The sequence below is a fragment of the Flavobacterium sp. GSA192 genome (assembly GCF_006386525.1).
Taxonomy (GTDB): Bacteria; Bacteroidota; Bacteroidia; order Flavobacteriales; family Flavobacteriaceae; genus Flavobacterium; species Flavobacterium commune.
This window is the reverse complement of record NZ_VAHC01000001.1, coordinates 583,654-603,390: the sequence shown is the minus strand read 5'-3', so window position 1 is coordinate 603,390 and position 19,737 is coordinate 583,654. Positions and strand designations below refer to the sequence as shown.

Genomic DNA, 19,737 nt, shown 5'->3' with positions numbered 1-19,737 from the left:
TTTATTGCCCAATAACTACTTTTGGGTAACGAATAATTTTATCTCCCAGTTTGTATCCTTTTTCAAGAACATCTACTATTTTACCTTTTAATTTAGGTGATGGAGCAGGAATTTGTGTAATTGCTTCTGCAAAATCTGCATTAAAAGCATCTCCAACTTTCACATCAACTAACTCTAATCCCTTAGAAGACAAAGTACTTTTTAATTTCTCATGAATCAACTCTACTCCTTTGGTTAAAGTTTCATCTCCTGATTTTGCAATTTCAACTAAAGCACGGTCAAAATCATCCAAAACAGGTAACATTGCTAATAAAACTTCCTGATTGGCCGTTTTAAACAATTCAATACGTTCTTTTGAAGTTCTTCTTTTATAGTTTTCAAATTCAGCAAATAATCGTAAATGTTTGTCTTTTTCATCCGCTAAGTCTTTTGCCAATTGCTCTTCAACACTTAACTCCTCAGCAACTGCCTGCTCTTGGCTTGCCGTATTTTCTACTGTTGCCTCATCCATTTCTTTATCGATCTCTGTATTCTCAGTACTCATATTTCCCTTATTTTTAAATATATTTTTAAACTTCTTCATTTTTACACTTTCCTTTGGATAGCAAAAGTACTGCCAAAGCAATCCAAATGCCAAATTGTCACCCTTTTCTCTTATAACTATTTTTCCACCCTGTTTTTTCTTAATTTAATTTTTTTTAATGTTAAAATTAAAATTTTAATAAATTTTTAAGACATATTTCAAATAGATTCTATATGTTTGTTATTAGGTTCTAATCAATCTCTGATTTTTAACTAAAACAAGTTTAAAAATTACAGTTGATTTCAAAACAATTATTAATTCGCGATTACTTATACTAAAAAAAGCTTTGTCAAACCGACAAAGCTTTTTTTGTGTTTATACATTTCTGAATTAAATCAAAGCATTCTTTAACGATTCAAAATCCATCGTTATTTGCTCTCCAGAAACCAAATTCTTAAGCGAAAAAGTATTCGAACTCATTTCTTCCCCTCCCACAATTACTGCAAAAGGAATATTGCGTTTGTCAGCATGCTGAAATTGTTTGGCCACCTTAGCTTTATCAGGATACAACTCTACTTTTATACCTGAAGCTCTTAATTTTTTAATGGCTTGTAAAGCATAAAAAGCTTCAGCATCTCCATAATTCACAAACAAAGCCTTTGAACTTGCCGTAACGGTTTCCGGAAACAATCCTAATTCCTCAATTACTAAATAAATACGATCCAAACCAAAAGAAATACCCACACCACTCATGTTTTTCAAACCAAAAATCCCGGTCAAATCATCGTATCTTCCACCACCACCAATAGATCCCATGGCAACACCTTTTGGCGCAGCTACTTCAAAAATTGCTCCTGTATAATAATTTAAACCACGTGCCAAAGTCACATCCAAATCCAAAATGGCAGTTGTCAAGCCTAAATTAGTCACATTATCACAAATAAAACGCAACTCCTCCACTCCTTTCATTCCTTCTTCCGAAGCGGCTAAAAGCTGTGATAATTTTTCTATTTTCTCAGAAATGCTTCCGGTAAAATTAAATAAAGGCTGTACTTTTACAATTGCGGCTTCAGAAATTCCTTTTTCAATCATTTCCTTTTTTACACCGTCTTCACCAATTTTATCCAACTTATCTAAAGCCACTGTAAAATCAATCAGCTTATCCGAAGCACCAATTACCTCAGCAATTCCAGATAATATTTTTCGGTTATTGATTTTAACTGTCACTCCGTTTAAACCTAAAGTAGTGAAAACTGTATCATATAATTGTACCAATTCTACTTCCTGCCACAGCGATTTTGAACCTACCACATCGGCATCACATTGAAAAAATTCTCTAAAACGTCCTTTTTGCGGTCTGTCAGCACGCCAAACTGGTTGGATTTGGTATCTTTTAAAAGGAAATTCAATTTCGTTTTGATGTTGCACCACATAACGGGCAAATGGCACAGTCAAATCATAACGTAAAGCTTTTTCAGAAATACTTGAAGTTAATTTTGTACTGTCTTTAGCCTCCAAATGAGTAGCATTAGCTTTTGCCAAATAATCTCCTGAATTCAATATTTTAAAAATCAATCGATCGCCTTCTTCTCCATATTTCCCCATCAAGGTTTCTGAATTTTCAAACGAAGGTGTTTCTATCGGTTGGAAACCAAATTTCTCAAAATTACTTTTTATAGTCTGGATAATATATTGACGTTTAGCCACCTCAGCAGGTGAAAAATCTCTTGTTCCTTTAGGAATACTTGGTTTTGATGCCATTTTTAAAAGTTAGAAGTTATTTAGAGTTGGAAGTCTGAAGTTGGGAGTTAGAAGTCTGAGGTTGGAAGTTGAAAATTAGAAGTCAGAATCTGAGAGTTTGAAACATTAATATTCCTTCTTCCCTATTTCATCTTTTTCCTTCTTCTTTCTTATTCCAGCTCCCCACTTCCAACTCCCTGCTCCCTACTTCGCCATGCAAATATCTTATTTTTAAAATAAATAACTTGCCTTGAAAACAAACTTCTCTCAAAAATTGTATTTTCGTAGCAAACTACTACAATGCGCAATCTATTAAAGGAAAATATAAGAATAGCTTTTGGTTCTATCAAAACCCAAATCCTACGAACCACCCTTACAATATTAATTATCGCTATTGGCATCACGGCATTAGTGGGAATTTTAACGGTGGTTTCGGCATTAGAAAACACGATTTCTTCTGATTTTGCTTCAATGGGCGCCAATACTTTCAACATCAATCGGTACGAAAACACCATAAAAAGACACGGTGGCGAAGAACGGGAAATCATCAACCCCATTATTTCTTATCCTGAAGCAGTAGCTTTTAAGAACAAATACAATTTTCCGCTTTCGCAAACCTCACTGTCTTTCAAAGCCACTTCAACTGCCGAAGTAAAATTTGAAGCTGAAAAAACCGACCCTGAAATTTCTATTCTGGGTGTTGATGAATATTTTGTTACTAATTCCGGATTAGAAACCAGTTCAGGGCGTAATTTCAATAATTTCGACATCAGCAATAATAATTATGTTTGTGTAGTAGGATCTGATTTTGAAAAAGGATTACTGAAAGACGTCAACCCTATCAACAAAACCATTTCAATTCGCGGTGCAAAATTCAAAGTGATTGGTGTTTTAAAAGAGAAAGGCTCCACTTTTGGCAACAGCCAGGATTTAAGAGTTTTAATTCCTATTCAGGTGGCTCGCTCACTTTTTACAGCTCCTAATATCAATTACAGCCTGAGTGTCATGGTCAACAATAAAGAATTTCTTGATCAGGCCACTGACAATGCCATTAGTACAATGCGCAGCATTCGAAAATTAAGTCCCATAAAAGACAATAATTTCGGCGTAGTTCGAAGTGATGATTTGATTAATCGAATCCTAAGCATTACGCAATATTTAGGATGGGCATCCTGGGTTATCGGTATTATTACAATTCTTGGTTCTTCGATTGCTTTGATGAATATTATGATTGTTTCGGTTACTGAACGCACTCGCGAAATCGGTGTTCGAAAAGCATTGGGAGCCAAACGCTCTACAGTTGCAGTTCAGTTTTTCATAGAAACTTTACTTATAGGGCAATTGGGTGGATTAGCCGGAATTATTTTCGGAATCTTAATCGGCTACGGAATTGCGACTGCCTTAAGTTTTGTTTTTGTTATTCCGTGGGAAGCTATCATGGCTGCTTTCTTGACCAGTTTTATTGTGGCTATTGTTTCTGGATTGTATCCAGCCATTAAAGCCGCAAAACTAGATCCTATTGAGGCGTTGCGTTACGAGTAATCAGATTTTAGAACGCAGGTTGCAGACTACAGATTAAAAAAGGCAGATTTCAGAATTCAGAAAGCAGAATTTAGATTTTAAGAAAATTTGTCTGGATTGTTAATCATGTAATTGATAAGTTTTCCAACTTCTAAACTTTTAGCGGTTAATTCCATGAATAATTCTTCTGAAATATATTCACAAGCAAATGAATATTCCAACCATGCTTGAGTTTCTGCATTTTCTGCATCACAATCTGTGAGTTTTAAGACAAAGTGTTTTTCGTATCTTATTTTTCGTGAAGCTTCAGCCAGGTTTGCAGAGACACTCCTTGACGAACGTCTAATTTGGTCTGTTAGCGAGTATTTCTCTTCGATTGGGAAGGATTTTGTCATTTTAAAAATCAACATAGACAATTCAAATGATTTTTTATAAGCTAATAAATCTTGAAATCTCATCTTATCTTTTTTAGTTAAAACTACAATCTAATTTCTGCTTTCTGCAACCTCCCTTCTGCCTTCTGAAATCTAAATTCTCCCAAAAATCATTCGATCATTCCCGTAAATATCTTTTCTCAACTCAACATTCTTGAAATTCATTTTATCGAGTAAGACTATCATTTCCTCTCCTAGATATTGATTGATTTCGAAGAATAATTGTCCGTTTTGAGTTAGGTTTTTTTGAGCTAATTCGGCTATTTTTCGGTAAAAAATTAAGGCATTATCATCTTCTACAAAAAGAGCCAAATGCGGTTCGTTGTCCAAAACATTTTTCTTGATTTCCTGTTTTTCCAGATTTCGAACATAAGGCGGATTTGATACAATGATGTCAAAATGAGTAGGAAGCTGGAAGTTAGAAGCTGGAAGTTCTTGTAAATCATTAATTTTTAAAATGTCAGTTTTTACAAAATGTACTTCAGTTTGATTCATTTCAGCATTTTTTTGGGCTGTAGCCAAAGCTTTTCCGGAAACATCAATAGCAAAAACCTGTGCATCGGGAAGATTTTTTGCTAAAGAAATTGCAATACAGCCACTTCCTGTACCAATATCCAAAATCCTTAACTTCTCAGTTCTAACTTCTGAGTTCTGCGTTTCAATAATCCACTCTACAAGTTCTTCGGTTTCTGGTCTGGGAATCAAAACGTTTTCATTAACTTCAAATTCTAATCCGTAAAAATGGGTTTTCCCAAGTAGGTACTGAACAGGGATTTCTAATTTTAGTTGTTCCAAAATGGCATTCCAAATCCTAATTTCTTCTTCAGAAAAAACCAAATCAGGCTGTAAAGCCAAATCAATTCGTTTCAATTGCTTTTTATCTTCTAATATCAAATAAAAAAAACTTTCGGCTTCGCCTTTGTCGAAAATAGTCGAAAGTGCTTGAATAAATTGAGTTCTGTATTGTTTGATCTGCATATTTTTAAATTTCTTGATGAAACAAGAAAAAACTTTTTTCCAACCTTTATCAGATTAAAAAATTAAAATCTTTCCTTTCACCATTCAGATATTAAGAAACATTAAGTCTCAATTCCCTTAATCTCTTAATGGTTATATTATTTTTTACTATTAAACTTCAAAAAAGCAAAAATAGCAATAGTTTATTGTTATTTTTAGCCGTTTCAAAACTAAATCATAAACTCAAAAATAACTACTTTTGCGCCGTGAAGAAGATACATGAAAAATACCTGGCGCGCTGCATTGAACTAGCCAAAAATGGCATGGGAACGACCTATCCTAACCCGATGGTAGGCAGCGTTATTGTTTATAATAACCAAATTATTGGCGAAGGCTGGCACAAAAAAGCAGGAGAACCTCATGCCGAAGTAAATGCCGTAAATTTGGTTAAAGACAAGTCTTTACTAGAAAAAGCGACTATTTATGTGAGTCTGGAGCCTTGCAGCCATTTTGGAAAAACACCACCTTGTTGCGATTTAATCATTCGAAATAAAATCCCAAATGTAGTCATTGGAACGGTAGATCCTAACAAGAAAGTAGCCGGTAAAGGCATCAAAAAACTAATCGAAGCAGGAATTAACGTTACTGTAGGCGTTCTGGAAGACGAATGCAACGCACTCAATAAACGTTTTTTTACTTTTCACCAACAAAGACGACCTTATGTTATCTTGAAATGGGCCGAAAGTCAGGACGGATTTATTGCTCCAATAGAAAGAAACGAACAAAAACCTGTTTGGATCACCAATCAATATTCGAGACAATTAGTCCATAAATGGCGAAGCGAAGAACAGGCTATTCTTGTAGGCACACAAACAGCCATAGACGATAATCCTAAACTGGATGTAAGGGACTGGAATGGTAACAATCCTGTAAGAGTGGTTTTAGACAAAAATAATCGGATTCCAAAAGAAAGTTTTCTATTAAACAATCAAATCAAAACGATTGTTTTTTGCCAAACAAATATTGATGCAAACCAAGAAAACCTTATCTTTGAAAGAATTGATTTTGAACAAAATATAGCTCCCCAAATCTTAACAAAATTATTTGAACATCAAATTCAATCGGTAATAATTGAAGGTGGTCGTCAAACCTTACAAACTTTTATTGACGATAACCTTTGGGACGAAGCACGTATTTTTAAAGGAAAAACTATCTTTAAGAACGGAACAAAAGCACCAACTATACAACCAAAAACAAACCAAAAACAGTTCATTTTAGAAGATGAACTAATAATTTCTACCAACCATGATTAATACTATTATTTTTGATTTTGGAGATATCTTCATCAATTTAGACAAAAAAGCCACTATGGATGGCTTTAAAAATCTAGGTTTAAAAGAATGGAATGAAGATTTAGATCGTTTGAATATTCAATTTGAAAAAGGAAACATTAAAAGAGAGGAATTCTTAGCCGGATTTCAAAAACACATGCCTAATGCCAGCATCGAAGAAATTCTGGAGGCTTGGAATGCTATTTTAGCCGACTTTCCTTTGTATCGATTGGAATTTTTACAAATGCTTTCTAAAAAATACCGTTTGTTTTTATTGAGCAACACCGACTCGATTCACATTGAAACATTCGAGCAAAGAGTAGGAACTTCTTTCTACAGCGATTTTTACCAATGCTTTGAAAAAGTCTATTTTTCATTCGAAATGGGAATGCGCAAACCCGATGTCGAAATTTACCTTTCGGTTTTAAACAAACACGAACTGCAAGCCAAACGCACCTTATTTGTTGACGACAAAAAAGAAAACACCGATGCCGCTCAGGCTTTAGGAATTCACGTTTGGAATCTTCAGGTTGACAAAGAAGACGTAGTCGATTTATTCAACAAAGACATTCTTTAAATCAATAGCAATTTCAATATGAAAATTCAATAACAAAATTATATTTTGACATTGAATTTTCATATTGAAATTGTTATTGAATTTTGATTTTTGATATTACTATTGAATAATGAAAGACACCTACAATACCATTGCATTTCCATCCGAAGAAATTCTTTTTAAAGAAAAAGGAAGTAAATTCTTTGGTTATGCTTTCCCAATAAAGTCTGAAGAGGAAGTCAAACCTATAATTGAGGTTTTAAGAAAAAAGCATCCCACCGCTTGCCATTATTGTTATGCTTACCAGATAGGCAGTGAAAAAATCAGCTACAGAGCCAATGATGATGGAGAACCCAGCAATAGTGCAGGAACGCCTATTTACGGACAAATCCAGTCTTTTTCAGTAACCAACACTCTCGTTGTTATTGTTCGCATCTTTGGCGGAACTAAATTAGGCGTTGGCGGATTAATTACTGCTTATAAAACAGCCGCACAACTCACACTAGAAAATTGCCCCATTGTAGAAAAAACAATCGACATCCATTATTTAATTTCTTTTGATTACAAAAACATGAATAAGGTCATGCGCATCATCAAAGAAAAAAATTTAGACATAGTGAATCAAAAAATGGAAATGAGCTGCGAAATTGAGATCAAAACCCGAAAAAAAAATGCCGAACAAATATTCGACATTTTTAATTCTTTATTCGAAATTGAGATAAAAGCAAAGGAATAATTTTCAAGCCAAAATAAATCCCTTAAAAAATACTCCTAAAAAATTCAGAGATTATTAAATTTAATATTCAAATTCCTTCTCAATTTTAAAGAAAATCAAATATAAAATCCTTAGATTTTTATATTCGTAAAAGCTGCGTTTTGACATATTCCGGAGCAGCCATCGGACGACCCGTTTTCATGTTCACAAACACCAAAATTGAGTTCCCAATTGTTAATAACTCATTTTGTTCATTGTATATCTCATAATCAAATTCAATCTTCACTGAAGTCTGACTTTTAAAAATTGTTTTTACCCTCAACAAATCGTCATATCGGGCTGGTTTTTTATAATTAATATTCAAAGAAACCACAGGAAGCATCACCCCGTTTTCTTCCATCCATTTGTATGAAATCCCAATGTTTCTAAGCCATTCCACACGACCCATCTCAAAATACTGTGCATAATTCCCGTGATAAACCACTCCCATTTGATCGGTTTCTGAATATCTTACACGCACATTAAATTCGTATATTTTCATTTTAAACTGTATTATTTTTTATCTTAATTTGGAATATTTTTCTTCTTACTTACAATAATATTTCTTCAAAATCAACCCCTATTTATTTTTTTTTAACGAAAATTGTTCACATATTTGTTACCCCGAGAAATAACATCTTTAACGATATTATTTACTTCAAAAAACAGAATAAAAAATATAATAATTTAACAGAATTTATGAACAAAACTGCTCAATCAGTATGGGATAACTGTTTGTCTTTTATAAAAGACAATATTCAAGACCAAGCCTATAAAACTTGGTTTGAGCCAATCAAGTCAGTTGAACTTACCGATAACGCATTATACATTCAGGTTCCTAGTAAATTTTTCTACGAATGGTTAGAAGAACACTATGTTAAACTATTAAAAGTTGCCCTTACTAAAGAACTTGGTAAAAACGCAAAGTTACTTTATAAAATTAAAATGGAGAACACTTATGGCAACAAACAGCCGTTTACGGAACAATTGCCAAGTGCCAACCGTTCTCCTGTAAAACCGCAAAATGTTGATGCTCCTTTAAAAAATCTGGATCCTGAATTAAAAAATCCTTTTGTAATTCCAGGGATCAGAAATTTAAAAATCGAATCACAACTAAACGCTAATTATAGTTTTGACAATTTCCTTGAAGGAGATTCTAACCGTCTGGCTCGTTCGGCAGGTATGGCTGTAGCCAATAAACCTGGAGGAACTTCATTTAATCCATTATTGATTTTTGGAGGTGTTGGATTAGGGAAAACGCATTTAGCGCATGCTATTGGAGTTGAAATTAAAGACAAATATCCTGAAAAAACAGTTTTATATATTTCTGCTGAAATCTTCACGCAACAATATATAGACTCTGTAAAGAAAAATAACCGAAATGACTTTATTCATTTCTACCAATTAATTGATGTATTAATCATCGACGATGTTCAATTCCTATCAGGAAAATCAGGAACACAAGATGTATTTTTCCATATTTTCAATTATTTGCACCAAAACGGAAAGCAGGTTATCCTGACTTCTGACAAAGCACCTGTGGACATGCAGGATATTGAGCAACGCTTATTATCCCGTTTCAAATGGGGATTATCAGCCGAATTGCACCAACCGGATTACGAGACCAGAATTTCGATTCTAAAAAACATCTTGTACCGCGATGGTGTTGAAATGCCGGACGAAATTATTGAATATGTAGCCCGCAACATTAAATCGAATGTTCGTGAACTGGAAGGTGCTATTATATCGTTGATTGCACAATCTTCTTTCAACAAAAAAGAAGTTACTATCGAACTGGCGAAGAGCGTAGTTGAGAAATTTGTCAAGAATGTAAAACGCGAAATTTCTATAGATTACATTCAAAAAATTGTTTCCGATTATTTCCAATTGGACGTAGAGACTTTGCAATCAAAAACGAGGAAAAGGCACGTAGTTCAAGCGAGGCAGTTAGCGATGTTTTTCGCTAAAAAATTCACTAAATCGTCTTTGGCAAATATTGGTTCTCAAATTGGTGATCGTGATCACGCAACAGTACTACACGCTTGTAAAACTGTAGATAATTTGGTAGCAACCGACAAACAATTCAAAAAATTTGTCGAAGACATCCACAAAAAACTAACGCTATAAAAACCTTATGTCTGTAAAGATTTTAATGGTATGTTTAGGCAATATTTGTCGATCTCCTTTAGCCGAAGGAATTTTAGCTTCCAAACTACCAAAAGACAAATTCTTTGTTGATTCTGCCGGTACAGGCGCCTGGCACTCAGGAAATCAACCCGACGCACGTTCTATTGCTGTTGCCAAAAAACATCAATTAGATATTTCTACTCAAAGAGCCAGACTATTCAAAGTTGAGGATTTCGAAACTTTTGATTACATCTATGTGATGGACAAATCCAACTTTAGAGACGTAATCCGTTTAGCCAAAAATGATGAGCAAAAAGAAAAAGTTGAAATCATTCTGAACGAATTGTATCCAGACGAAAATGTCGATGTTCCAGATCCTTATTACGGCATCGCCAATGGATTTGAAATGGTATATAAAATGCTGGATGAAGCTTGCGAAATCATCGCCGCAAAACTAATAGCAAAACACCACTAATCCGTTCTCAATTTTATTTTAAAAAAGTACAATAATGAAATCAACCCCTCTTTTAGGAAAACTCTATTTAATCCCAACTACAATGGGAGAATGTGACCCGATGGATGTTTTACCGCAAACCGTAAAAAGAACTATTGATTTTATTGATTATTATATTGTCGAAAACGAAAAAACCGCCCGAAAATCCATCAAAGCGGTTCATCCCGAAAAAAAACAAGCAGACTTAGTGCTTTTTGCATTAAACAAACATACTGAAGCCAAAGAACATCTGGATTTCATCAAACCATTATTAGAAGGAAAAAATGTAGGCTTAATGAGCGAAGCCGGTTGTCCCGGAGTTGCCGATCCCGGAGCTGTAATTGTAAAACTGGCACACGACAGAGGAATTCAGGTAATTCCATTAGTAGGACCTTCATCCATTTTATTAGCCATGATGGCTTCGGGAATGAATGGCCAAAGTTTTACTTTCCACGGCTATTTGCCTATTGAAAAAGACGAAAAAAGAGCGAGTTTCAAGAACTTAGAAAGAATCTCTTTCGAAAAAAATCAATCACAAATTTTTATTGAAACACCATATCGCAATAATAAATTACTGGAAGATTTAATCCAAACATTACATCCGGAAACATATTTATGTATCGCAACTGATATTACTTTACCAACCGAATACATCAAGACTAAGAAAATTTCGGCCTGGAAAAAAGAAGCTATCGATTTACATAAGCGTCCTACTATTTTTATTATTCATAAAATGTAGTTCTTTAAAAACATATAAGTCATATAAGTTTTTTTTAAAAGCTTTTGAGCTTACATTATTTTAGCGCACATGAGCTTAAATAAAGAAAATATTTCAATATTATTCCCTTATATAAACTCATCTACAAACTTCATTAAGTTATTAAAAACTTATATGACTTATATGGTTTAATAGACCAGAATTTATTTTCTCAGTACGATTCCTTACTTTTAGCCTTTCAAAAAAGTAAAGCATGTCTAAACTTCCCAACATTAGCACCAGCATTTTTACAGTCATGTCAAAAATGGCTGCAGAATACAATGCTATTAATTTATCACAAGGTTTTCCTAACTTCCCCGTGGATAATAAACTGACAGCAATTGTTGCTAAATTGGCTAACGAAGACATTCATCAATACACTCCAATGGCAGGTTATACGCCGTTGTTATCAAAAATAGCATTACTTGTTAGTGATTCGTACCAAAGAAATATTCTGCCCGAAACTGAAATCCTGGTAACAACCGGAGCGACTCAGGGAATTTTTACCACAATCCAAGCTTTAGTAGAAAACGAAGATGAAGTTATAATTTTAGATCCAAGTTATGATTGTTACGAAGCTCCAGTTTTATTGTGCAATGCAAAACCTGTTCGCGTTCCATTAAATGACGATTATACTCCAAACTGGGAAGCCATCGAAGCAGCTTGTTCTGAGAAAACGAAAATGATTATCATCAACAATCCGCATAATCCAACGGGGAAAATTTTGACTGAAACGGATTTTGAAGCTTTAGAAAACTTACTCGAAAAATTCCCAAAAATCATTTTGCTTTCTGACGAAGTTTATGAATACATTACTTTCAAAGAAAAACACATTTCGATTCACACCCGCGAACTACTTCGCAATCGGGCTGTAGTAGCTTCCTCTTTTGGAAAGACTTTTCATATCACGGGTTGGAAAATCGGATATTTAGTTGCTCCCGAACATTTGATGAAAGAAATCAAAAAAGTGCATCAGTTTTTGGTTTTCAGCGTAAACAGTCTTTCGCAAGCTGCCATAAGTGACTATTTAGACATTGTTTCTGTCGATGAAATTGGTAGTTTCTATCAGCAAAAAAGGGATTATTTCAGGCAATTACTTTCAAAGAGCCGATTCAAATTAATGCCATGCGAAGGCACTTATTTTCAGGTCGTATCCTACGAAGCCATTTCAAATGAAAATGATGTAGATTTTTGCAAACGCTTAATTATTGAACACGGTGTAGCGGCGATTCCTATTTCTAATTTCTACGAAAAAGGCAAAGATTTACATTTAATCCGCTTTTGTTTTGCCAAAGACAATGCTACCTTAGAAGAAGCAGCGAGGAGACTTTGCAAAATCTAACAGAAAAAAATTCCCGGTTTTATTTTCCTTTAAAAATACTTCCAATATCTTTTCCAATTTTTTGTATGGTTTCAATACCTATGTTTAAAGGTTGCGACGAAAGATCTTCATAACGTTGAGCCGTATAGGCATTATCAAATTGTTGCGGATAAATCACAAACTTATTGTTGTCTGGAAAATGTTTACCTAATTTAAATGGCAATTTTTCAAGTAAATTCATGTACGAAGCAGAACCTTTTCTTGCAGAAATAAGAACAAACAAATCATCTTCATTTATTTTTCTCGACAATACCAGAAAATCTTCCCAATCCTCAAAGATATTTATTGTCATTTTAATGTTCAATTTCATCTCTACTGAGAATTTTTCAACTGCTTTTTGGGTAGCCGGATTGCATTCTAAAAACAAAGGAATACTGAGTTCCTGTGCCAATTTAACTATCTTTACAACCCATAAATCAAAGCCATTTTCGTGTTCAGCCAACGGTGGTACTACTACCAAAATTCGCTTATGAAGCACCAATGGCTTAACCAAATCGCAAATAAAAACGGTTTTATCTGTATTCTCTAAAATACTTTCAGTTTTTTCGCCAATTAATTTATCCAATACACCACTGCGCACCGGCCAGCCCATAACAATAATATTTGCCATAATTTCTCTGGAAATACGCGCAACTCCACTGGTAATATTATGATCTATAGTTGTAATTGCATTCACTTTTGTCTCGGTTGCCGAGCCTTGCCTTACAAATTCTTCTAACTTATTTCGGGTTTTAATAATGTTAGATTCAGCCTCTTTATCATTAGAAACCACAGATAGAATCGATACGGGATTAGGTGATTTTTTATCCTTAATCAATATTGAAAATTCGAGTAATTTTTCAATTTTTTTAATACTGGCTATGGGAAGTAAAATATGCTCTTCATTGAGTTTATTAGCAACTACCAAATCAGTTTTATCATTTTCAGATTCAATAACAATTTGCTTGGCTGCTTTTTCGGTAACAAATGAAGCAATAACACAGGTTATTAGAATCAAAATAATAGTACCATTTAAGATATTCTCATCCAGAATATTCGCTTTATAACCTACCAATATCACCGCTAAAGTAGCCGCAGCATGCGCACTACTTAAACCAAAAATGAGCTGTCTTTGTACTTTAGAATACTTAAGCGTGTACTGGGTAATCAATGCTGCAACCCATTTTCCCAACAAAGCTACAACCGAAAGCGTTCCCGCCACGATAAGTGCGGTAGGTCCTTTCAAAATAACACTGGTATCGACTAACATTCCTACACTTATCAGGAAAAACGGTATAAACAAAGAATTCCCAATAAACTCAATTCTGTTCATCAATGCAGAAGAATGCGGAATTAATTTATTCAAGGCCAAACCAGCCACAAAAGCTCCAATTATAGGTTCAACTCCGGCCACTTCGGCTAAAAAAGCAGCAAAAAATACTACCGATAAAACAAATATATAATGAGAATGTTTTTCGCTTTCCAACTTTCGAAAAAACCATTTGGCAATTTTTGGAATAAGCAAAAACATAATGGCCGAAAAAATTGCCAGAGAAATCCCTAATCGCAACCAAAACTCCTGATTAAGATTTCCATTCGTATTACCCATAATTACCGCCAGAATAATCAATACTGCCGTATCGGTAAGTATGGTTCCACCAATGGTTATGGCCACCGCCTGATTTTTCACTATTCCTAATTTACTCACAATAGGATACGCCACCAGAGTATGAGTTGCAAACATACTGGCTGTTAAAAAACTAGCATTAAAATCATAGTTTAAAAAATAAAAACAGACTGGGAAACCTATAGCCAACGGAAAAATAAAGGTGCAAAAACCAAACAGAAGACTCTTATTTCTATTAGCCTTAAACTCATTCATATCCAATTCTAAGCCGGCTATAAACATGATATACAACAATCCGATAGTCGAAAACAAATCGATAGCTGAATTTTTTTCCAGAATATTCAAACCATGAGGTCCAATAACAACTCCCGAAATGATTAAACCAATAATACCGGGAATATTCAGCCTTTTTAAAAGAATGGGAGACAATAATATAATGAACAAAATCAATGAAAAAACCAATACGGGGTTTCCTAATGGCAATTCAAATTCATGTATTAGGTGATTTATAAAATCGGTCATATTTTGATTTATTTTTTAATAAATGATTCGTTAGTTTAAAAGAATCGAATGTTCTAAAAACTGACTTAACAACAAAAAAACACAATTATTTTGCTGCAACAAACACAAGGTCATTTTAACAAATATAAAAACATATACATAAAACACCGCACGATTAATTTAATTTAAGACAGATTTAATATTCAAATAGCTTCAATTTTGTGACATTGGGAGCTTTCAATTAAAAAATCTTAATTTTAAATTCCTGAAAAAATTAGTCTAATTTGTATATTTACCATAAAACGATAAACAAATGAACTTTAGCCAAAAAATGTTACGGGACGATGCCCTCCAAGGAAAAGTAATTGTTGTTACCGGTGGAGGTAGCGGACTGGGAAAAGCTATGACCAAATATTTCCTGGAACTGGGCGCTAAAGTAGCCATCACTTCCCGCGATTTAGAGAAATTGAAAAATACGGCTGCCGAATTAGAAGCGGAAACTGGCGGAATTTGTTTGCCTCTACAATGTGATGTGCGTCATTATGAAGAAGTCGAAAACATGTTGCAACAAGTCTTGAAGGCTTTTGACAAAGTAGATATTTTACTCAACAACGCTGCGGGCAACTTCATCTCTCCTACCGAACGCTTATCGGCTAATGCCTTTGATACCATTATTGATATTGTTCTAAAAGGAACCAAAAACTGCACCCTGGCTTTTGGAAAACACTGGATTGACAGCAAGCAAACTTCGGCTACCGTTTTAAATATTGTGACCACCTATGCCTGGACGGGTTCAGCCTATGTGGTGCCCAGCGCCACTGCCAAGGCAGGCGTTCTCGCCATGACCCGAAGTCTTGCCGTGGAATGGGCTAAATACGGCATCCGTACCAATGCCATTGCGCCGGGACCATTCCCTACCAAAGGTGCCTGGGACAGATTGCTCCCCGGAAATCTTGCCGAAAAATTCGATATGGCTAAAAAAGTCCCGCTCAAACGCGTGGGTGACCATCAGGAATTAGCCAATCTGGCCGCTTATCTGGTTTCTGATTTTTCTGCTTACATCAACGGCGAAGTCGTGGTGATTGATGGTGGCGAATGGCTTAAAGGCGCAGGACAATTTAATATCCTTGAAGCCATCCCCGAAGAACTTTGGGACCAACTCGAAATGATGATTAAAGCGAAGAAGAATAAATAAAACCTCAATATCTAGCCTCATTGTCCTAATGGGGCTTTTTTATGCCCAAAAGGGAACTAAAAAGTCCCCAATACAGACTATTTAAGTCCTAAAAGGACTATTTTTAGTACCAAAATGACCTTTTTAAGTACCATTATAGACTATTATAAGTACTAAAAGAACCTTTTTAAGTCCTATTAGGGGCTTTTTTTAGTATCTAAACGACCTTTTTAAGTACCACTAGGGACTCTTTTAAGTACTAAAACGACTTTTTTAAGGTCGTTATATAGGGTTTTATTGAAATTAAAACAGCCCACAGATTTTACACAAACCATAACCTCCCAGTTTGTCATTCCGACGAAGGAGGAAACTCCGTACTGCTCTTCAAACCACTGTGGAAACACAAAGATTAGCAAAACAGTATTTGTAAATAATTATCTATATATTTGAGAGATTATAAAACAACGTTAATCTGCCTGATTTTGGATTTAAAACCGCTATTTTGTAACGAGTATAAAAAGTTAATAGCCATAATAAAACACAAAATGAAAAAATCTAAATACACTGTAATAGCAATAGTAATTCTTATAACGCTAATACCGCTACTTATATATATTTATAAATTTAGTTCAAATGGAATCTCAAACAATCCAGACCAGTGGAGTAACTTCTCAACATTTTGCAATATATCTCTCAGCTTAGGTAATCTATTTGTCTTTATTTGGCTAACATCCGAAATTCACAATTATAACAAACTGCAAGACCAAGAAAATATAAAACCAATTATTAGCTTTTTCAAGCGAAAAAATAGTGAATTCTACACAATTGAAAATATTGGTTTGCGAGCAGCTATAGACCTAAAAATTAAAAAAAACCTTAAAAATAATGAATGGGAAGTGGAGAAACAATATTACACATTACCTCCTGGTGAAAAAATCGAATTGGAATGGACTTTTGGAAGTATGGAATTAGGAGCCACATATAAAGATATAAATAATCAAAAACATTATTCTTATATGGAAGGAAATGTACTCACTTATTTTGATGATAAATCAGGAAAAGAAAAATTCGGAGAAGTATATAAAAAATTAAACTATCCAAAGATGAACGATTATACTTTTACGAAAGAATAAATTACGGATGTTAACCAGCTCCGCAAAGTTTGCAACTTTGCGGTAGTGACTATCTGTTTACAACCGATATTTTAATGATTATTTCTACAGCTGTCACAGACAGCTTAACGCTTCCTCAAAGTCGGAGACTTTGCGGAGCAATAAAAAGCAAAACACTTTTACACAAAACCTAAACTCCTCCCAATTAAATTCCTATTTTTGTTTTACAAACAACAACAAACCATTTTATGCTGATTATAGGAATTGCAGGCGGAACAGGAAGTGGAAAAACAACGGTCGTGCACCAAATCATGAAGCAATTGCCTGATGCCGAAGTAGGCGTTATTTCTCAGGATTCTTATTATAAAAAAACAAGCCATCTCAGTTATGACGAACGCGCTTTAATCAATTTTGATCATCCCAGAGCCATCGATTTTGACTTATTAGTCACACATTTGCAGGAACTCAAGGAAGGCAAAACCATTCAGCAGCCCGTATATTCTTTTGTGACCCACAACCGAACCGAAGACAGCATCAGCACACATCCCCGAAAAGTAATGATTGTGGAAGGCATTTTAATTTTGGCTCATGCTGAATTAAGGGAATTGTTTGACATCAAAATCTACGTTCATGCCGATGCTGACGAAAGACTCATCCGCCGACTAAAAAGAGACATTGCCGAGCGTGGTCGTGATATGGATGAAGTTTTAAACCGTTATCAACAAACCCTAAAACCCATGCACGAACAGTTTATTGAGCCTACAAAAGCATTTGCCGATATCATTATCCCGAACAACAAATACAACACCGTAGCCATAGACATGCTTCGCACAGTAATAAATCAAAAAATTCTATAATTTTATTGTAATTTTATAATAACACACTAAAATACTAATGCCGTTTTACTTTTATCAAAAGCTGATTTTAGTTTAACCTGACATAAAAAACTAATGAAGAATCCCTATAAAGACAAAGCCTGGTTTCAATTTTTAAGCAACAAATACATTTGGTCCTTATTGTTTTTTGTAACCTGGATGCTATTTTTAGACAATTACTCCTATTTTGACCACAGTGTTTTAAACGACCAAATTGAAGAATTAGAAGACAATAAAACCTATTATCAGGAAGAAATTATAAAGGATGAAGCCCAAATTAAGCAGCTTAAAAATCCGCAGCAGGTAGAAAAATATGCCCGCGAAAAATACTATATGAAAAAAGACAGTGAGGATATTTACATCATTGAATTTGAAGGCGACACTATCGAAAAGAAACAATAAATTATTAACTTTCTAGAAGTTTACACAGAACTAAAAAAAATCTGTGTAAATCTGTGTAACCTGCCTGTCGGCAGACAGGTCTGCGGTAAAAAAACAGAAGCAAAGCTTCAAAAAATCAAATTAAAATGGCTACTAATCTATTCGAAGATTTCGACCCTGTTTCATCAAAGCAATGGAAACAAAAAATCCAGTTTGAATTGGATGGAGCCGATTATAACGAAAGCTTGGTTTGGAATTCGCCAGAAGATATTAAAGTCAAACCCTTTTACCATCGGGATGATTTTAGTAAAACCACCACGGCTGCCACAAAAGCATCGCAATTTAAAATCTGCCAAAACATTTTTGTCTTTGATGTAGAAAAATCCGTAGAAAGAGCCTTGGATTCTTTAAAAAGAGGAGCCGAAAGTTTACGATTTACAATCGAAAATGAATCTGTTGACATCCAAAAACTACTAGAAAAACTTCCGCTGGAAAACACGGCGATTCATTTTGACCTAAAATTTTTATCGGTTGCTTTTATTTCGAAAGTTAATACCATTGTAGAACAAAAAAAAGCTACTGTATTTTACAATCTGGATCCTATTGGACAATTAGCCAAAGAAGGCAATTGGTTTGTCACCAAAGAAAAAGACAATTTTGAAACGCTTCGTTTATTGTCTAAAACAACCAGAGAAAGTTCTTTAATCAGTATTAACGCTGCTTTGTACCAAAATGCAGGAGCGAACATCGTTCAACAAATTGCTTATAGTCTGGCTCACGCCAATGAATATTTGAACCGGATTCCAACGATTCACCAAGCCATTGTTTTTGAAGTTGCCGTAGGAAGCAATTACTTTTTTGAAATCGCCAAATTGCGTGCGCTACGCTTGTTATTTCAATTGATTGCAAAAGAATATTATCACGATAAAGATTGTCATATTTTGGTAACGCCTACAAAACGCAACAAAACATTGTATGATTACAATATCAATATGTTGCGCACCACGACCGAATGTATGTCGGCAATACTAGGCGGAGCGGATGCCATTGCCAATTTGCCTTACGATTCCATTTATCATAAAAACAATGAATTTGGAGACCGAATAGCCCGCAATCAATTACTGATTCTTAAAAACGAAAGCTATTTTGACAAAGTAAACAATCCTGCCGACGGAAGTTATTATATCGAAACCCTAACACAACAACTGGCCGAAAAAGCTTTGAATTTGTTTAAAGAAATCGAAGCCAATGGTGGCTTTTTAAAGCAATTAAACGACGGCATTATTAAAAGAAAAATTCAGGAAAGCGCTGATAAAGAGCAACAACTTTTTGATTCGGGTAAAGAGATTCTTATTGGAACCAATAAATATTTGAATCCAAAAGACAAAATGAAAGAACAAATCGAATTGTATCCTTTTGTAAAAATAAAGCCTCGAAAAACATTGATTACACCAATTATCGAAAAACGACTGGCGGAGAAATTAGAACAAGAACGACTAGAAACAGAAAAATAA

General features: G+C 34.5%; 19 protein-coding genes. 13 read left to right on the top strand and 6 right to left on the bottom strand.

Features of this window, described 5'->3' with window-relative positions; translation table 11 throughout:
- Position 1: 1 nt before the first annotated feature.
- Both FDM27_RS02565 and hisS read right to left on the bottom strand, forming a co-directional pair.
- Positions 2-544 (bottom strand): nucleotide exchange factor GrpE, encoded by a 543-nt coding sequence (locus FDM27_RS02565; RefSeq protein WP_181161620.1) that lies wholly within the window; start codon positions 542-544, stop codon positions 2-4.
- 369 nt (positions 545-913) lie between these two features.
- On the bottom strand, positions 914-2,284 hold the full coding sequence (gene hisS / locus FDM27_RS02560; protein WP_140485058.1) for a histidine--tRNA ligase: 1,371 nt from the start codon (positions 2,282-2,284) through the stop codon (positions 914-916).
- A 279-nt stretch (positions 2,285-2,563) separates the two neighbouring features.
- On the opposite strand from hisS, the gene FDM27_RS02555 reads away from it, so the two are divergent.
- Positions 2,564-3,805 carry an ABC transporter permease gene (locus FDM27_RS02555; RefSeq protein WP_140485057.1) on the top strand — a complete coding sequence of 414 codons (1,242 nt, stop codon included), beginning with the start codon at positions 2,564-2,566 and terminating at the stop codon, positions 3,803-3,805.
- Positions 3,806-3,882: 77 nt separating this feature from the next.
- On the opposite strand, the gene FDM27_RS02550 is transcribed toward FDM27_RS02555, so the two are convergent.
- Complete coding sequence (locus FDM27_RS02550; protein ID WP_140485056.1) at positions 3,883-4,242, bottom strand: four helix bundle protein; 360 nt, start codon at positions 4,240-4,242, stop codon at positions 3,883-3,885.
- Positions 4,243-4,311: 69 nt separating this feature from the next.
- Complete coding sequence (gene prmC / locus FDM27_RS02545) at positions 4,312-5,196, bottom strand: peptide chain release factor N(5)-glutamine methyltransferase (protein WP_140485055.1); 885 nt, start codon at positions 5,194-5,196, stop codon at positions 4,312-4,314.
- 302 nt (positions 5,197-5,498) lie between these two features.
- Here prmC and ribD point away from each other — a divergent pair, with 302 nt between their 5' ends.
- From ribD to FDM27_RS02530, 3 genes are all read left to right on the top strand, one after another.
- On the top strand, positions 5,499-6,488 hold the full coding sequence (gene ribD / locus FDM27_RS02540) for a bifunctional diaminohydroxyphosphoribosylaminopyrimidine deaminase/5-amino-6-(5-phosphoribosylamino)uracil reductase RibD (RefSeq protein ID WP_410503834.1): 990 nt from the start codon (positions 5,499-5,501) through the stop codon (positions 6,486-6,488).
- Positions 6,481-7,083, top strand: coding sequence for an HAD family hydrolase (locus FDM27_RS02535; protein WP_140485053.1), 603 nt, complete (start codon positions 6,481-6,483; stop codon positions 7,081-7,083). Before ribD ends, FDM27_RS02535 begins: the two co-directional genes overlap by 8 nt.
- Before the next feature lie 109 nt (positions 7,084-7,192).
- Positions 7,193-7,798 (top strand): IMPACT family protein, encoded by a 606-nt coding sequence (locus FDM27_RS02530; protein ID WP_140485052.1) that lies wholly within the window; start codon positions 7,193-7,195, stop codon positions 7,796-7,798.
- A 118-nt stretch (positions 7,799-7,916) separates the two neighbouring features.
- Here the strand turns inward: FDM27_RS02530 and FDM27_RS02525 are convergent, their stop codons facing one another.
- A complete protein-coding gene (locus FDM27_RS02525; protein ID WP_140485051.1) occupies positions 7,917-8,318 on the bottom strand; it encodes an acyl-CoA thioesterase in 402 nt (133 codons plus the stop codon).
- Positions 8,319-8,515: 197 nt separating this feature from the next.
- On the opposite strand from FDM27_RS02525, the gene dnaA reads away from it, so the two are divergent.
- The 4 genes from dnaA to FDM27_RS02505 all read left to right on the top strand — a co-directional run bounded on the left by dnaA (position 8,516) and on the right by FDM27_RS02505 (position 12,535).
- A complete protein-coding gene (gene dnaA / locus FDM27_RS02520; protein WP_071185176.1) occupies positions 8,516-9,943 on the top strand; it encodes a chromosomal replication initiator protein DnaA in 1,428 nt (475 codons plus the stop codon).
- 7 nt (positions 9,944-9,950) lie between these two features.
- Positions 9,951-10,418 carry a low molecular weight protein-tyrosine-phosphatase gene (locus tag FDM27_RS02515; RefSeq protein ID WP_140485050.1) on the top strand — a complete coding sequence of 156 codons (468 nt, stop codon included), beginning with the start codon at positions 9,951-9,953 and terminating at the stop codon, positions 10,416-10,418.
- Between the two features lie 34 nt (positions 10,419-10,452).
- Positions 10,453-11,175 carry an SAM-dependent methyltransferase gene (locus tag FDM27_RS02510; RefSeq protein WP_140485049.1) on the top strand — a complete coding sequence of 241 codons (723 nt, stop codon included), beginning with the start codon at positions 10,453-10,455 and terminating at the stop codon, positions 11,173-11,175.
- Between the two features lie 232 nt (positions 11,176-11,407).
- Complete coding sequence (locus FDM27_RS02505) at positions 11,408-12,535, top strand: methionine aminotransferase (RefSeq protein WP_140485048.1); 1,128 nt, start codon at positions 11,408-11,410, stop codon at positions 12,533-12,535.
- A 19-nt stretch (positions 12,536-12,554) separates the two neighbouring features.
- Here the strand turns inward: FDM27_RS02505 and FDM27_RS02500 are convergent, their stop codons facing one another.
- Positions 12,555-14,702, bottom strand: coding sequence for a cation:proton antiporter (locus FDM27_RS02500; protein WP_140485047.1), 2,148 nt, complete (start codon positions 14,700-14,702; stop codon positions 12,555-12,557).
- Between the two features lie 292 nt (positions 14,703-14,994).
- On the opposite strand from FDM27_RS02500, the gene FDM27_RS02495 reads away from it, so the two are divergent.
- The 5 genes from FDM27_RS02495 to FDM27_RS02475 all read left to right on the top strand — a co-directional run bounded on the left by FDM27_RS02495 (position 14,995) and on the right by FDM27_RS02475 (position 19,737).
- A complete protein-coding gene (locus FDM27_RS02495; protein WP_071185171.1) occupies positions 14,995-15,876 on the top strand; it encodes an SDR family oxidoreductase in 882 nt (293 codons plus the stop codon).
- 524 nt (positions 15,877-16,400) lie between these two features.
- Entirely contained in the window at positions 16,401-16,988 is a 588-nt protein-coding gene (locus tag FDM27_RS02490; protein WP_140485045.1) for a hypothetical protein, read from the top strand.
- 227 nt (positions 16,989-17,215) lie between these two features.
- On the top strand, positions 17,216-17,824 hold the full coding sequence (gene udk, locus FDM27_RS02485; RefSeq protein ID WP_140485044.1) for a uridine kinase: 609 nt from the start codon (positions 17,216-17,218) through the stop codon (positions 17,822-17,824).
- Positions 17,825-17,917: 93 nt separating this feature from the next.
- Positions 17,918-18,244, top strand: a complete 327-nt coding sequence (locus FDM27_RS02480; RefSeq protein ID WP_071185168.1) for an FtsB family cell division protein — start codon at positions 17,918-17,920, stop codon at positions 18,242-18,244.
- A 125-nt stretch (positions 18,245-18,369) separates the two neighbouring features.
- Positions 18,370-19,737: a methylmalonyl-CoA mutase subunit beta gene (locus FDM27_RS02475; protein WP_140485043.1), complete on the top strand. Its 1,368-nt coding sequence runs from the start codon at positions 18,370-18,372 to the stop codon at positions 19,735-19,737.

Excerpts from the sequence above, each read along its gene's own strand:
- FDM27_RS02565 (WP_181161620.1), bottom strand. The coding sequence starts at position 544 with ATGAGTACTGAGAATACAGAGATCGATAAAGAAATGGATGAGGCAACA.
- hisS (WP_140485058.1), bottom strand. The coding sequence starts at position 2,284 with ATGGCATCAAAACCAAGTATTCCTAAAGGAACAAGAGATTTTTCACCT.
- FDM27_RS02555 (WP_140485057.1), top strand. The coding sequence starts at position 2,564 with ATGCGCAATCTATTAAAGGAAAATATAAGAATAGCTTTTGGTTCTATC.
- FDM27_RS02550 (WP_140485056.1), bottom strand. The coding sequence starts at position 4,242 with ATGAGATTTCAAGATTTATTAGCTTATAAAAAATCATTTGAATTGTCT.
- prmC (WP_140485055.1), bottom strand. The coding sequence starts at position 5,196 with ATGCAGATCAAACAATACAGAACTCAATTTATTCAAGCACTTTCGACT.
- ribD (WP_410503834.1), top strand. The coding sequence starts at position 5,499 with ATGGGAACGACCTATCCTAACCCGATGGTAGGCAGCGTTATTGTTTAT.
- FDM27_RS02535 (WP_140485053.1), top strand. The coding sequence starts at position 6,481 with ATGATTAATACTATTATTTTTGATTTTGGAGATATCTTCATCAATTTA.
- FDM27_RS02530 (WP_140485052.1), top strand. The coding sequence starts at position 7,193 with ATGAAAGACACCTACAATACCATTGCATTTCCATCCGAAGAAATTCTT.
- FDM27_RS02525 (WP_140485051.1), bottom strand. The coding sequence starts at position 8,318 with ATGAAAATATACGAATTTAATGTGCGTGTAAGATATTCAGAAACCGAT.
- dnaA (WP_071185176.1), top strand. The coding sequence starts at position 8,516 with ATGAACAAAACTGCTCAATCAGTATGGGATAACTGTTTGTCTTTTATA.
- FDM27_RS02515 (WP_140485050.1), top strand. The coding sequence starts at position 9,951 with ATGTCTGTAAAGATTTTAATGGTATGTTTAGGCAATATTTGTCGATCT.
- FDM27_RS02510 (WP_140485049.1), top strand. The coding sequence starts at position 10,453 with ATGAAATCAACCCCTCTTTTAGGAAAACTCTATTTAATCCCAACTACA.
- FDM27_RS02505 (WP_140485048.1), top strand. The coding sequence starts at position 11,408 with ATGTCTAAACTTCCCAACATTAGCACCAGCATTTTTACAGTCATGTCA.
- FDM27_RS02500 (WP_140485047.1), bottom strand. The coding sequence starts at position 14,702 with ATGACCGATTTTATAAATCACCTAATACATGAATTTGAATTGCCATTA.
- FDM27_RS02495 (WP_071185171.1), top strand. The coding sequence starts at position 14,995 with ATGAACTTTAGCCAAAAAATGTTACGGGACGATGCCCTCCAAGGAAAA.
- FDM27_RS02490 (WP_140485045.1), top strand. The coding sequence starts at position 16,401 with ATGAAAAAATCTAAATACACTGTAATAGCAATAGTAATTCTTATAACG.
- udk (WP_140485044.1), top strand. The coding sequence starts at position 17,216 with ATGCTGATTATAGGAATTGCAGGCGGAACAGGAAGTGGAAAAACAACG.
- FDM27_RS02480 (WP_071185168.1), top strand. The coding sequence starts at position 17,918 with ATGAAGAATCCCTATAAAGACAAAGCCTGGTTTCAATTTTTAAGCAAC.
- FDM27_RS02475 (WP_140485043.1), top strand. The coding sequence starts at position 18,370 with ATGGCTACTAATCTATTCGAAGATTTCGACCCTGTTTCATCAAAGCAA.